This window comes from Tabrizicola sp. M-4 (assembly GCF_051132405.1).
Classification (GTDB): Bacteria; Pseudomonadota; Alphaproteobacteria; order Rhodobacterales; family Rhodobacteraceae; genus Paragemmobacter.
In genome coordinates this window covers 3,541,198-3,554,249 of the sequence record NZ_CP128606.1, presented here as the reverse complement: position 1 = coordinate 3,554,249, position 13,052 = coordinate 3,541,198, and the positions used below count along the sequence as shown (strand labels likewise).

The following is a 13,052-nucleotide window of genomic DNA, read 5'->3' as shown; positions in this document are numbered from 1 at the left end:
ATGCGGCCAATTCACCCCCTGTGGGTATTTGGCCCGGTACGAAGGGATCAGAAGCGTTCGGCGCGCAGGACCTGCGTGTCGGTGATGCTGACCACGCCGATATGGCGTTCGACCACGGTGAAGGCGGCCTCGAGCAGGGTGTCGAGCCGTTCGGGGCGGATGAGGCAGATCACGGCCACCATGCCCGCGCGGCCGACCTGCCCCTCGCGCGTCCAGCGGCCCGAGCGACCCGAGCCGCCGAGGACGGGGAGGACGGTGAAACCTGTGACCCCCGCACGGGTGAGCGCGTCGGTCAGGCGGGTTTCCATCGGGGCTTCGATGATGATTTCGACGCGCTTTGCCTGATGGGTTTGCATGTCAGCCTCCGGTGAGGGCGGTGGCCACGGCGACATAGGCCGGGATGCCGAGGGTGAGGTTGAAGGGGAAGGTGATCCCCAGCGAGAGGGTGAGGTAGATTGAGGGGTTGGCCTCGGGCAGGGCCACGCGCATGGCGGCGGGAACCGCGATGTAAGAGGCGGAGGCGCAGAGCGTCATCAGGAGGGCGGTGCCGCCGGGCGAGAGGCCGAGCAGGAAGGCGGCGGCGAGGCCTGCGGCGGCCCCGATGACGGGCATGAGGAGGCCGAAGGCGAGGGTGCCTGCGGTGAGGACGCCGCGCGCGCCGCGCAGGCCGCGCCCGGCGACGAGGCCCATGTCGAGGAGGAAGAGGCAGAGGACGCCTTGGAAGGGGGAGACGATGAAGCTTTCGATGCGTGCCATGCCTTCGGCCCCGGTGATGAGGCCGATGGCGAAGGAGCCGACGAGGAGGACGATGGAGCCGTTGAGGAGGATCTCGCGCCAGAGTTCGGCATCCATGCCTTCGCTGCGGCCGCCCGCGCGGGAGACGATGAAGAGGGCGGAGATGATGGCCGGGGCCTCCATCGCCGCGGCGACGGCGACCATGTAGCCTTCGGCGGCGATGCCCTGCGATTGCAGGACGGAGGTGGCGGTGACGAAGGTGACGATGGAGATGGAGCCGTAATGCGCCGCGACGGCGGCGGCGTCGGTGACCGAGAGGCGAGTGAGCGTCTTGAGGAGCGCGAAGGCCGCGAAGGGCAGGGCGAAGGAGAGGAGGACGCCTGCGACGAGGGCCGTGAGGAGGTTGCCGTCAAGGCCGTGATCGGCGACGGCGACGCCGCCTTTGAAGCCGATGGCGAAGAGGAGGTATATCGAGAGTGCCTTGGCCGCCGCTTCGGGAACCGAAAGTTCGGACCTTGCGAGGGCCGCGCCGAGGCCGAGGGCGAAGCAGAGGATCATGGGCGTCAGCAGGTTGGCACCTGCCAGCGTCAGGATGTCTTGCATGGCTGTTTCCCCTTTTGTCCGGGCGCAAGATAGCGCCGATCACGGCGCTGTGAAGATGCTGCGGCGCAGAAATGCGGGGGTTGCGGTCAGACCGTGACGAAACCGCCGCGGGCGGGATCGAACTGTTCCAGCCCGCCTTCGCCCGTATCCGTCCAGAGGCCGTGGAGGGTGAGGCGATCATCCTCGACCGCGGTGCGGACGAAGGGAAAGGTCATGAGGTTTTCGAGGCTGACCAGCACCGCCTCTTTCTCCAGCGCGCGGAGGGGGTCGGCGGGGGCGGTTGCCTTGACCCGGTCATAGCCGGGGCGGAGGATGTCCATCCAGCGGCCGACGAAGGAGGATTTCTCTTCGAGTGCCGGGGCGTGGCCGGAGCACATGTCATGGCAGCCCTTGACGCCGCCGCAGTTGGAATGGCCGAGCACCACGATATGGGCGACGCCGAGCGAGGTGACGGCATATTCCACCGCCGCCGAGGTGCCGTGATATTCGCCGTCCGGGTTGTAGGGCGGCACGAGGTTGGCGACGTTGCGGTGGATGAAGAATTCGCCTTCATCCGCGCCGAAGATGGAGGTGACGTGGACGCGGCTGTCGCAGCAGGAGATCACCATCGCGCGCGGGTGCTGGCCGCTTTCGGCGAGGCGGCGATACCAGGCCTTGTTGTCCTGGTAGGTTGTCGCGCGCCAGCCATGGAAACGGCTGATCAGATAGGCGGGAAGGGGGCGGGCGTGGTGCATCGGGCGTCCCTGTGCGGGCGGTTCGCTGCCTTCCTAGGGCGAAGTATAGGAAAATTCGAGTGTTTATTTCCCGGCGCGGCAACCTTTCGTTCAGTGGCACGATTCATGCTGTGTCCGGGTGTGATGCGCTTTCGGGGGACTGGATGGCGAGCCGTGTGGTGGAGCTGCATCCGCATGAGCGGGTGAACGAGGATGAGGGGGCCATTCTGGCGATCTTTGATCGGCTGGGACCTGATCCGGGTGCGAAGATGGTGACGCGGGCCGTGGGCGAATTGGCGCTTTCGGTGACGGTCATGTGCGCGCAGGTGGAGCGGCATGAATTCGAGACGCTGCCGCGCGCCTTGAAGCGGTTGCAGGCCATGGCGGCGGGTGTCGGGCTGGTGAGCCTGTCGCAGGTGGCGGCGGATGCGCGCGTCGTGCTGCTGCAGGGAGATCCGACGGCCTTTGCGGCGGTCTGGGCGCGGCTGGTGCGGGTGGCGGAGCGGTCGCTGGTGCGGGATTGAGGCCCGCGTGATGCGCTGCTGTGCCCTTGCGGGCGGGGCGGGCTGTTCCTAGGCTGCGGCACCTGCCCGGAGGTGGTTCCGGGCCTGATGCCGGATGCCTTTCAATGACCGTGGATGCGCTGCCATTCCTGACGCCTGAATTTGCCGATGCCTCTGCCGGGGCGCGGGTGCTGCATGTCGTATCGCCCGATGGGGTGGAGGGGCTGGGCGCGGCCTTGGGGCCGGAGGCGGCGGCGTGGCTGGCTGCGACGGGGTTCAAGGGCGATCTGGGCGAGGTTCGGCTGCTTCCGGGGGCGGATGGGTCCGTCGTGGCGGCGGTGGCCGGGTTCGGCACGGCGAAGGCGCGGCGGCGGCAGCGGTTCGGGCTGGCCCGGGCGGTGGCGGGATTGCCTGCGGGGGCGTGGCGGCTGTCGGGGCTTGAGGCGGTGGCCGACAGGGAAGAGGCGGCGCTGGGGGTGTTGCTGGCGCAGTATCGCTTTGGCCGCTATCGGGCGGTGAAGGATGCGGCGGGGGCGCGGCTGATCTGCCCGGAGGGGGTGGATGCGGGGCGCCTGCTTGCCATGGCGCGGGGGGAGTTCCTGACGCGCGACCTGATCAACACGCCGGCGCAGGATATGGGGCCTGCGGAACTGGAGGCGGAATTCTTCGCGCTGGCGGGGCGGCATGGGGCTGCGGCGACGGTGGTGCGGGGGGAGGATCTGCTGGAGCAGGGCTTTCCCATGGTGCATGCGGTGGGGCGGGCCAGCCCGCGCGCGCCACGGATCATGGAGATGCGCTGGGGTTCGGAGGGGCCTGCGCTGACGCTGGTGGGCAAGGGGGTGTGTTTCGACACCGGGGGCCTGAACCTGAAGCCGTCGAACGGCATGAACCTGATGAAGAAGGACATGGGCGGCGCGGCCACGGTGATGGGGCTGGCGCAGATGATCATGGAATTGGGGCTGCCGGTCCGGCTGCGGGTGATCGTGCCAGCGGTGGAGAATGTGGTTTCGGGCAATGCGTTGAAGCCGAAGGATATTCTGACCAGCCGGAAGGGGCTGACGGTGGAGGTGAACGATACCGATGCCGAGGGGCGGCTGGTGCTGGGTGATGCGCTGGCCTGGGCGGGGGAGGAGCCCTGCGATCTGCTGGTGTCGATGGCGACGCTGACCGGGGCGGCGCGGGTGGCGGTGGGGCCGGATCTGGCGCCCTATTACTGTGACGATGCGGGGGTGGTGGCCGCGCTGGAGGCGGGGGCGGTAGCGGGCTGCGATCCGGTTTGGCGGATGCCCTTCCATGATGCCTATGAGAGCGTGATCGAGCCGGGGATTGCCGATCTGGACAATGCGCCGGGGTTCGGTTTCGCGGGGTCGATCACGGCTGCGCTGTTCCTGCGGCGCTTTGCCGACCATCCGCGCTATGTGCATTTCGACATCTATGGCCATACGCCGACAGAGGCGCCGGGGCGGCCCAAGGGCGGGGTCGGGCAGGGCGCGCGGGCGATGCTGTGTGGCTTGCCCGCGATGCTGGGCCTGTGATGGATCGGAGGGTGACGGCGTTTTCCGGCCGCGTGGCGCTGGAGGCGTTGCGGGGGCAGGTGGAGGCCGAGGCTTTCGTCGCCGGAAAGGCGGGGGCGGTGGCGGTGCCTTTGGCGGATCTGTGCGCGGGGCCAGGGGGGGCGCGTGATCGGCAGGTGGTGCTGGGCGCGCCGCTGGTGGTGGTGGAGCGACGCGGGGGGCATGTCTTCGTGCGGATGGACCGCGACGGTTATTGCGGTTGGCTGGAGGCGGGGGCGGTGGGGCCTTCGCTGGCGGCGACGCATTGGGTGGCGGCGGCGCGCGGCACGCATCTTTACCCCGATGCGCGGGTGCAGGCGCGGGAGGTGGCGGCGCTGCCCTTCGGCGCGCGGGTGGCGGTGCTGGAGGAGGACGGGAAATGGGCGCGGGTGGCAGGTGGATTCCTTCCGATGCCGCATCTGCGGCGGGTCGAGGCATGGTTCGAGGATCCGGTTTCGGTGGCGGAGGGGTTTCTGGGCACGCCCTATCTGTGGGGCGGCAACAGCGGGACGGGGATCGACTGTTCGGGGCTGGTGCAGGGGGCGATGCTGGCCTGCGGGCGGGACTGCCCCGGCGACAGTGACATGCAGGCACGGATCGGGGTGGAGGTGACGGAGGGTGACCTGCGGCGGGGGGATCTGGTCTTCTGGAAGGGGCATGTCGCGCTGATGCGGGATGCGGGGCGGATCATCCATGCCAATGGGCACAGCATGGATGTGGCGGAGGAAGGGCTGGCCGAGGCCATCGCGCGCATCGCGGCGCAGGGGGGCGGGCCGGTGACGGCGCGGCGGCGGGTTTGACGGCTGCGGGTGGGGCGGGCTATGGTCGCGCCCTTCAAGGGGGTGGGTGGAATGGGTGACGAGAGCCAGGTGATCCGGCGGGGGCGCAAGTTCGATCAGGTGCTGGCGGGCGCGCGCGAGATTTTCCTGCGCGACGGGTTCGAAGGCGCGTCGGTGGATGAAATCGCCCGAGAAGCCAAGGTCAGCAAGGCCACGCTTTACAGCTATTTCCCCGACAAGCGGTTGCTGTTCCTTGAGGTGGCGAAGGCCGAATGCCGCCGCGCGGCGGATGAGGCCGAGGAATTGATCGACGACGATGCTCCGGTGGCCGAGGTGCTGCGTCTGGCGGGGGAGCGGATCGTGGGGTTCGCGCAGTCGGAATTCGGGCAGCGCATGTTTCGGATGTGCGTGGCGGAAAGCGACCGGTTCCCGGCGCTGGGCGCTGCCTTCTATGAGAGCGGGCCGGAACTGGTGCGGGGGCGGCTGACGCGGTTTCTGGCCAAGGCGGAGGCACGAGGCGAGGTGCGGATCGAGGATCTGGATCTGGCGGCGGATCAGTTCGCCCAGCTCTGCAAGGCAGATCTGCATGATCGAGCGATCTTCTGCCTTGGCTCTGCCTCCCCGCGCGATGTGGCGCGGGTGGTGGAGGGGGCGGTGGCCATGTTCATGGCGCGGTATGGTGCCTAAGGCAGCGCATTAGGTCGACCGGCGCAGGGTTCCGCCCCACGGATCGCTGTTGGTCCGGCCGGACTGGAGGGGATGGGGGGACTGGCCCTGTGGGTCGGGCGTGGTCCTTTGCAGGTCTTGGAGCGGGCAATGACCGCCTGCTGTGCCGGCTGGCCAGCTGCTTTCACCGATTTTTCAGGCGATTGCGCGGCTGGCGGTTTCATGCCAGCCTTCGGTGTTAACCCTGGTTAATACAATCGCTTGCGCGGGTGGTTCCTGTTCACCGGGCGTTCTTCTGGAGAGGCGAATGGCGAAGAAGACTTCGGTACTTGCGACCGGCGGCGCTGGCTTCATCGGGTCTCATGTCGTGGTCGAACTGGTGGACGCAGGTTACGATGTGGTCATCATCGACAACTTCGAGAATGCCGCAACCGACGTACTGCAGCGCATCGCGCGGATCACGGGCACGGAAGTGCCGACTTATGCGGCGGATGTGCGGGACCGGGAGCTTGTCAGGCACGTGCTCGGGCGTCACGGGATCGATGTGGTGATCCACCTTGCTGGAAAGAAGGCGGTCGGCGAGTCCGTGGCGGAGCCCTTGATGTATTACGACGCCAATATCGGGGGCGGCATTGCCTTGCTGGAGGCGATGGGGGCGGAAGGGGTCGGGAAACTGGTGTTTTCCTCTTCGGCGACGGTCTATGGACCCGGAGATGCGCCGATGGATGAGAGCCATCCTGTCGGACCGTCAAACCCGTATGGGCGGACCAAGCTGATGCTTGAGGAGGTCATCAATGACGCGGTCCTTGCGGGAAAGATCAGTGTGGCCCTGTCTCTCCGATATTTCAATCCGGTGGGGGCGCATCGGTCGGGGTTGATAGGTGAGAACCCAAGGGCGGTACCGAACAACCTATTCCCCTTCGTTGCGCAGACGGCGGCGGGGTGGCATGACAGGGTCAGGGTTTTTGGGGATGATTATGGGACGCCGGATGGGACCGGCGTCAGGGATTACATCCATGTCGTCGATCTTGCGCGCGGGCATGTGGCAGGGGTGGCGCATCTCTTATCGGGCCGGATGCAGCGGGGACATGAGCGGCTGAACCTTGGGACAGGGCGGGGGCATAGCGTGAAAGAGGTTTTGGCGGAGTTTTCGCGCCAGTGCGGCTTTGAGGTGCCTCATGAGATCGTGGCACGCAGGCCGGGTGACGTGGCCGCCTGTGTTGCCAACCCGCAGCGCGCGGAACATCTGCTTGGGTGGCGTGCGGAGCGGTCTTTCGAGGAAATGTGCGCCGATCACTGGGCCTTCCAACGCGCTGTCTTGCGGCAAGAGGCCGAGCCTGCTGCCTAGGCACGGGCAGCGTCAGGGAATGGGTGGCGGTGCCGGCTGTTCCGGTGAGACGAAGCGGGCCGCCCGGAAGATGCGGGCGTCCCTGTTGGCATAGACGAGCCGGAAATCCGGTGAGGCAAGGAGCGCAAGCGAGAGGGTGTCCAGTGCACCTTCGGGCATGATGCCGAGGGCCTCGACATAGGCGGTCTGGCTGCGCGTGAGGATGACATAGCCATCCTGCCAGTTCTCGTCTGCGAACCAGCGGTTCAGCACCTGGGCTGGATCGGTCAATATCCTTTGACGCTGGGCGGGGGATTCATTGGCGATGGGCAGGTAGGTGAAGTTCTCGTAGTTCATGAACTGGGAGGGATAGCTTCGTGCACCTTCGACAAGCAGGGTGCCGGGGGCGCCGCGGCTGTAGAGCCATTCCGCTGCGGCAACTTCTTCCTGCGAAAAGCGATACTGCCGGTCCTTGCCTGTGTTGCCGAGCAGAAAGCCCACGACGAGAAGGATGGAGAGGAGGAAGAAGGTCAGAGCGGCGACGGGTCCTCTGACCTTGCGAAAATCGGGGAAGAAGAGACCCGCGCCGAGGAAGGCCACGAAAGGCAGCGAGAAGAAGAAGACGCGGAAGACCGCCTCGCCGCCATAGGAGGTTGCCCCAAGGATGAGGACGGGCGCGATCAGAAGGCCGCAGATCAGGCCGTCCTTCGCCCCGAGCCGTAGCCGGACGACCCAGCCGAGGGCTGCAAGCAGGATCAGCCCGAGGGTGAGGGTGCGCCCGCCCCAGACCACCACAGCGACATCCCTGTCGACGGCCGAGGTATCGACAAGCCTGTCCGCAACTACGTTGACCGTTTCTCCCAACTGCGCGATTTCGTCCGGCAGGTAGATCGCGGTGAAGGGGGCGGCCTGATAGATGATCCAGTAGGCAAGCATCAGGGCAGCCACCATTGGTACGGAAAGACCGAGCTGGGTCAGCACGGCGAGGACCGTCAAGGAGAAGATCAGGATCAGCGGAGTGAGCTGATGCGACGCCGTGGTGACGAAGAGCGCGATGATCAGGAGCGCGACTGCCAGCAGGCGCAAGCCCATGCCGGGGGGCGGGACCTGCGGTACGAGCCGCACGAAACGGGTGCGCAGCCGATCGATCCACCTTTCGGCGGAGGTGGGCCGGGCATCTGAGGGCAGGAGCGGGCCAAGACAGAGGAGCAGGATCAGGAGATAGAGCGCATAGGCCAAGGCCTGCGGCGAGAAGTAATCCTGACCGATCCAATTGCCGCAGACGAAGATCCAGAGGGCAGCGTGGATCAGACGATCATCCGTCGTGAAGCGTCGGAAGATGGATCGGAGCAGGAAGACGAAGGCGATGTTGGACAGGATCGGGAAGAACCGCGCCGCATCCGCGATCTGGACCGGACCCATTTCGAACAGATTGGCCAGTTGCGCGACGATCCAGAAGAAACCGGGCCAGTTATGATAGGCGCTGAGGAATGCGATGGTGCGATCCACGTCGCTGTAGCGTTGGATGTAATCGACAATACCGATGTGTTTCCAAGCCCAGGAATAGCGGAGCGTTTCGTAGACGATGGGGGGTGTTGCGTGAAGGATGGCGATCAGAGTGAGGATGGCCGCCATGCGTGACCAGTTGCCCAAGCCACGCTGAACAAGACTGGCGGCAAAGCCCGCGGAAACCGTGACGACCGCCGCCCAATAGGACAAAGGCAGAATCGAAATCAGACCAAGATCCGTCATGGCGTCGGGATTGATTCCGCGCAGGCTTCCGCCCCAGAGAAGCAGGGCTGCGATGATGCAAGTGGGAATGAAAGGTTCGGGAAGGACGAGGCGCGCCCGATGCTGCGGTTTGGCCTGTTCTGTTCTGGCAGTCCTGGGCGCGGGCTTCTTCACGGGCTCGTCCTTGCAGGGGCGGGGAATGCGGTTGCGAGGACGCGTTCGACATTGACGAAGAGCCAGAACCGGTTGCGAGCGGCGGTTTCGGACTGGGAAAGGACGGTGGTGACGTGGCCGAGCCATGCAAGCAGGAGGATGCCGCGCCGCAAGGCGGGATCGGCCGCGTTTCCGAGTTCGGCATCGAGGCCTGCGGCGGAGAGGATGGACGACTCTGCCTCGTGCCATGTGCCTTCCGTCAGGAGGGAGCGCAGAATGGGGCCGTACTCTTCGCCCGTCTGCTGCATGCGGTAGGTTAGGGCAAGCTGACAGGGGTCTAGCGCGGCAAGGGCGTCGTCGCGGAAGGTATCCCAATCGACCACCCCGGCGAGGCGCGGGGTGGCGTCGGGACCATCGGCAAAGAAAAGGTTCCCCGGCCAGATATCGCCATGGCCGAGGCCAAGCCGCGCTTCGCGACCGATGAAGACATTGCGCAGTGTTGTGCGCAGATGGGTAAGGCGGCGATCCCGTTCCTTTCCCAAGGCGTGAAAAAGCGTTTCGATCGGTTCGTCGATCCAGCGCAGTGCCCAGTCTTCGTCGATCCGGCGGGGTATTGCCGTGCAGGCGTGCATCGCGGCCAAGGTTGCGGCGGCGGCGGCGAGGGCGGGCACAGCATCTTGGCCCTGCCGCAGGAAGTGACGACCGTCGGTGCCGCGGACTGCGGTTTCCACGAGGCAGAGTGTGTCATCCGACTGCTGTTCGGACAGAAGGAAGGGAAGGAGGTCGGCAAAGGGGCGAAGCCTGTCATCGGCGGCCATCTGGCGAAGGGCGGCGGCGTGTCGGCGCAGTGAGGCATAGCCCTTTGGCGTTGAGGAGAATTTCAGAACGGCTTCTGGCGTGCCGCTTTCCACCCCTACGATCATGGCGACGCCGACATCGGTGAGGGAGCCCTTCACCGGAATAAGGTCTCTGCCCCGGAAAGGATACTCCGCGACCATATCGAGGATTCCTTGCGGGAGCGGGATGGCGGTTCGGCGCGCCAAGAAAGCAGGTCTCCGCAAGCCTTTGACGAGGCGGCCTGCCGAGCCGGCCAGTGCGGCCAGCCAATCCGGAGGAGCGATGAGGCCCTCGGTCAGCATCGAGCGGGCGACGATGCCAAGGCATATCGTCAGATGGGCGACCAGCCAGCCAAGGGCAACGCCGGTTGCACCGTAGCGGGTGGAAAGCGCGTAGCTGACCGATGCAAAGACAACAAGGGTCATGATCTGTACGATCGCCACGCTGCGCGTATCGCGCCGGACGCGGGCGGCGGCGCAGTAGACCGTCGTCACCGTCCAGAAAATGCAGGAGAGGGCGAGGACCCGAAGGACGGTCGCGCCTTCGTCGACATAGGCGGTGCCGAAGATCCCCATCAGCAGGGGGGCGACGGCCAGAACAACCGCGACGGCCAGAAGGACGAGGGCCAAGGCGTGACCCAGCGTGTCCGTGATCAGGCGTCGCAGCCGAAGCGGGTTGATCGCGCCTTCTGCGACGAGGGAGACACTCATTGCGCGACCGATGAGGTAGATGGAATAGGCGAAACTCCAGGCTAGGTGGTAGGTCGCGGTCGATGCGGCGCCGGCGGAGGACATCACGATCAAGGGGGCCAGACCGAAGGCCGCGCCGAGCGCGAGACTGCCCAGAAAGTCCCACCCCAGAAAACCGGTAGCCGCCCTGAGGTCAGGCCCGCCTTGCGCCTGTTCGGGCGGTCCGGAGGGCAGCGCCTTGTAGATGAGGCGGTTCACGACGAGTATCAACGGGATTAGGGGGAGCGTCCACGCAAGGAAGATGCCGAGCGTGGGCGAAAGGCCGATGACTCCGAGCCCCAGCAGGACGGCGATCTTGAGCAGGGCATAGGCGGCGTTTTCCACCGGAACCAGTGCCGAGCGGCGCAGACCCGAAAGCGCCGCGTCCTGCAGGGCAAAGACCGACCACAGGACCGTCGCCAGCACGAAGTATCCAAGGAATGCCGGATGGTCACGGAGGATAGCGAGTGGTTCGGTGACGCTTCCGATGCCAAGGCCAAAGGCGGTGGCGGCTGATGCCGTGACGAGACCGGAGAGGAGATATGTCTTCCCGATCAATCTGCCTGCACCTGCCGAAGAGACGGAGAGAAACCGGACGAGGAGCGATCCGAGGTTCATCTGCGCAAAATAGCTGATCGTGGTCATGGTCGAGATCAGGGCTGCAGCCACCCCGACCTGTTCCTGGCTGAAAAAACGCGTGGCGACAAACCAGAAGACGATCCCTAGAACGGCCGTCATGCCGACATTCAGGACGAGGGCGTAGCCGTTGACGAGAAGGGGAGCAATCCTGCCCAGGGGACCGAGAATGGGTGCCACCCGAAATCCCGTCCGTTCGGGCGGCGTGTTCCCTGCCTTCATTCGTGGCTCCAGGCCCGGATGTAATCTACCTCCATCCGCGCGGGAAAGCGCGTCGTTTCATCAGGGTTGCCCGGCCAGTCGCCACCGACTGCAAGGTTGACGATCATGTACATCGGTTCGTTCGGGATGCGTGATCGATCGGAAAAGCGCCAGACTTCCTGGCCATCCAGATACCAGATGATGTGTTCAGGTGACCAATCCACGCCGTAGGTGTGCCAGCCTTGCGAAAGATTGGTCGTCCTTACGGCATAGCCTGCGCTGCGTTTTTCGCCTGCGCTGTTGCGGTAGTGGAAATGCAGTTCGAGGAGGGACGGGTCATGTCCCAGAACCTCCATGATATCGATTTCTGGGAGGGATTCGTGTTTCGACGGCAGGAGCCAGAATGCCGGCCACAAACCTTGTCCTGCCGGGATTTTCGCCCGCATCTCGAAGAAACCGTAGGTGGCATCGAAACGGCTGGCCGAGGGGTGTTCGGCATAGTAGCGCCCGCTTGTGACCATGCCGGACGTATAGGGGAATTTGCGGCCTTCCCAACCGACAACTGTTTCGGGCCGCGCGGTGAGGACCAGTTTGCCATCCTCAACCGTCACGTTGTCGCGCATGTACCATTGCAGGTTGTTGTTGCTGAGATTGGTGCAGCCCTGCTTGTCCCACCAGTAGCATCGGGTCCATTTGAGGCGGTTCAGGGTCTGCGTGTCGAATTCGTCGTTGAACACGAGATTGAAGCCGTCTTCCTGACCGAGAGGCTGAGCGCCGTCTACCGCGACGGCAGCGTCCGTTTCGGCGGGTGAGCAGCCGAGGAGAAGGAGGGCGACGGCAAGGCACATCGCAGGCTTTAACTGGGATTCTGGATTTGTAACCTTGTCATGCATCACGGAACCCAATTGCTTTCTTTACGATGGAACGGAGGTGCTGGTTGGTTGACATAACCGGGATCCGTTCATGGCGATATTCGGCGTAGGGGACGGGGGCGGCACCGAAACCTTCCTTGAAATTGGCGAGGGATGTCGAGGCGCCGGTCTCGCCCATGTGGTAAAATCTACATGACCTGTCGCAGGCTTCGGCGATTGCTATGCGGTGCAGCAGATGGTTCGCCCCGCTGTTGCCGACTTCCTGTTCATCCATCGCGCCCCGTGTGTAATGGGCGTTGCGGCCGTAAAGGACGACGATCCCCGCAATCGGCCGCCCTGCCCGACGCGCGATGCTGATGCGGACGATGCCGCCGCTTTGGCGTGCCATGTGGAGGAACTTTCGTCTGGGGTCGCGCAGATGTGCGCGGAAGGCGGCGAGCCTTGCGCTTTCGTTCTGCTTTCTGGCCCATCGGGCGATGGAAAGCCGGAACAACCCGTCAAACTCGACGGCGAGATCGTCGTGAGAGCCGGAGTCGATCGTGATGCCTGCGCGTTCGGCCTTGCGTGCGGCGCTGCGGCTGCGCGGGGCAAAGCGTTCGTTCCAAACCGTATCGAAACCGCCTGACAGATCGAGGATATGGGCGGTCCTGTGCAGCCTGTCCCATCCGCTGCCCTGCGCGGCCTGCGTCCAGACATCGGCGGCACGGGGGTTGGGACGGATCTGGATGCCCGCACCCGGCAGGGCGGCGCAATGGTCGAGGATGAGGCGGATATGTCCGGGACCAAGCGGGCGTGAAGAGATCGGGCCGCCGAAGCCCCAGGCGGCGGGGGGGGAGCGGGATATGGTCAGCGGGCCGAGAAGCGGGCTGCCGGAGAACACTGGAAGGACGGCCTCTGCCCCGTCTGTGAAACGGAAATGGATGCTTCGGTTCCTGAAGCCGCCCGCCTCGCAGACGAGTTTGGCCCAGATCGAGGATTGTGATGGCAATGCATCGGGGCTCTGTTGCACAAATCA

General features: G+C 65.3%; 12 protein-coding genes. 5 read left to right on the top strand and 7 right to left on the bottom strand.

What is annotated here, in order from left to right; translation table 11 throughout:
• Positions 1-47 precede the first annotated feature (47 nt).
• From TabM4_RS17405 to TabM4_RS17395, 3 genes are all read right to left on the bottom strand, one after another.
• The gene (locus TabM4_RS17405; RefSeq protein WP_434615257.1) at positions 48-356 is read right to left on the bottom strand and encodes a DUF3240 family protein; all 309 of its coding nucleotides are present in this window, start codon (positions 354-356) and stop codon (positions 48-50) included.
• Position 357: 1 nt separating this feature from the next.
• Complete coding sequence (locus TabM4_RS17400) at positions 358-1,338, bottom strand: sodium-dependent bicarbonate transport family permease (RefSeq protein WP_434615254.1); 981 nt, start codon at positions 1,336-1,338, stop codon at positions 358-360.
• 86 nt (positions 1,339-1,424) lie between these two features.
• Entirely contained in the window at positions 1,425-2,072 is a 648-nt protein-coding gene (locus TabM4_RS17395) for a carbonic anhydrase (protein ID WP_434615251.1), read from the bottom strand.
• A 143-nt stretch (positions 2,073-2,215) separates the two neighbouring features.
• On the opposite strand from TabM4_RS17395, the gene TabM4_RS17390 reads away from it, so the two are divergent.
• The 5 genes from TabM4_RS17390 (at position 2,216) to galE (ending at position 6,900) form a co-directional block, all read left to right on the top strand.
• Positions 2,216-2,575 (top strand): hypothetical protein, encoded by a 360-nt coding sequence (locus tag TabM4_RS17390; RefSeq protein ID WP_434615248.1) that lies wholly within the window; start codon positions 2,216-2,218, stop codon positions 2,573-2,575.
• A gap of 128 nt (positions 2,576-2,703) precedes the next feature.
• Positions 2,704-4,089 carry a leucyl aminopeptidase family protein gene (locus TabM4_RS17385; protein WP_434622146.1) on the top strand — a complete coding sequence of 462 codons (1,386 nt, stop codon included), beginning with the start codon at positions 2,704-2,706 and terminating at the stop codon, positions 4,087-4,089.
• Positions 4,089-4,907 (top strand): NlpC/P60 family protein, encoded by an 819-nt coding sequence (locus tag TabM4_RS17380; protein WP_434615245.1) that lies wholly within the window; start codon positions 4,089-4,091, stop codon positions 4,905-4,907. Before TabM4_RS17385 ends, TabM4_RS17380 begins: the two co-directional genes overlap by 1 nt.
• Before the next feature lie 51 nt (positions 4,908-4,958).
• The gene (locus TabM4_RS17375; protein ID WP_434615243.1) at positions 4,959-5,573 is read left to right on the top strand and encodes a TetR/AcrR family transcriptional regulator; all 615 of its coding nucleotides are present in this window, start codon (positions 4,959-4,961) and stop codon (positions 5,571-5,573) included.
• Between the two features lie 286 nt (positions 5,574-5,859).
• Complete coding sequence (gene galE, locus TabM4_RS17370) at positions 5,860-6,900, top strand: UDP-glucose 4-epimerase GalE (protein WP_434615240.1); 1,041 nt, start codon at positions 5,860-5,862, stop codon at positions 6,898-6,900.
• 12 nt (positions 6,901-6,912) lie between these two features.
• Here the strand turns inward: galE and TabM4_RS17365 are convergent, their stop codons facing one another.
• The 4 genes from TabM4_RS17365 to TabM4_RS17350 are packed head-to-tail and all read right to left on the bottom strand — an operon-like array spanning position 6,913 to position 13,025.
• The gene (locus TabM4_RS17365) at positions 6,913-8,784 is read right to left on the bottom strand and encodes a hypothetical protein (protein ID WP_434615237.1); all 1,872 of its coding nucleotides are present in this window, start codon (positions 8,782-8,784) and stop codon (positions 6,913-6,915) included.
• Positions 8,781-11,186 (bottom strand): phosphotransferase, encoded by a 2,406-nt coding sequence (locus TabM4_RS17360; protein WP_434615234.1) that lies wholly within the window; start codon positions 11,184-11,186, stop codon positions 8,781-8,783. Before TabM4_RS17360 ends, TabM4_RS17365 begins: the two co-directional genes overlap by 4 nt.
• Positions 11,183-12,058 (bottom strand): glycoside hydrolase family 16 protein, encoded by an 876-nt coding sequence (locus TabM4_RS17355; RefSeq protein WP_434615231.1) that lies wholly within the window; start codon positions 12,056-12,058, stop codon positions 11,183-11,185. Before TabM4_RS17355 ends, TabM4_RS17360 begins: the two co-directional genes overlap by 4 nt.
• Positions 12,051-13,025 (bottom strand): GNAT family N-acetyltransferase, encoded by a 975-nt coding sequence (locus TabM4_RS17350; RefSeq protein ID WP_434615228.1) that lies wholly within the window; start codon positions 13,023-13,025, stop codon positions 12,051-12,053. The genes TabM4_RS17355 and TabM4_RS17350 overlap by 8 nt, the downstream gene beginning before the upstream one ends.
• Positions 13,026-13,052: the final 27 nt, after the last annotated feature.

Bases quoted from the DNA above. Each gene is read 5' to 3' on its own strand.
- TabM4_RS17405 (WP_434615257.1), bottom strand. From the start codon at position 356: ATGCAAACCCATCAGGCAAAGCGCGTCGAAATCATCATCGAAGCCCCG.
- TabM4_RS17400 (WP_434615254.1), bottom strand. From the start codon at position 1,338: ATGCAAGACATCCTGACGCTGGCAGGTGCCAACCTGCTGACGCCCATG.
- TabM4_RS17395 (WP_434615251.1), bottom strand. From the start codon at position 2,072: ATGCACCACGCCCGCCCCCTTCCCGCCTATCTGATCAGCCGTTTCCAT.
- TabM4_RS17390 (WP_434615248.1), top strand. From the start codon at position 2,216: ATGGCGAGCCGTGTGGTGGAGCTGCATCCGCATGAGCGGGTGAACGAG.
- TabM4_RS17380 (WP_434615245.1), top strand. From the start codon at position 4,089: ATGGATCGGAGGGTGACGGCGTTTTCCGGCCGCGTGGCGCTGGAGGCG.
- TabM4_RS17375 (WP_434615243.1), top strand. From the start codon at position 4,959: ATGGGTGACGAGAGCCAGGTGATCCGGCGGGGGCGCAAGTTCGATCAG.
- galE (WP_434615240.1), top strand. From the start codon at position 5,860: ATGGCGAAGAAGACTTCGGTACTTGCGACCGGCGGCGCTGGCTTCATC.
- TabM4_RS17360 (WP_434615234.1), bottom strand. From the start codon at position 11,186: ATGAAGGCAGGGAACACGCCGCCCGAACGGACGGGATTTCGGGTGGCA.
- TabM4_RS17355 (WP_434615231.1), bottom strand. From the start codon at position 12,058: ATGCATGACAAGGTTACAAATCCAGAATCCCAGTTAAAGCCTGCGATG.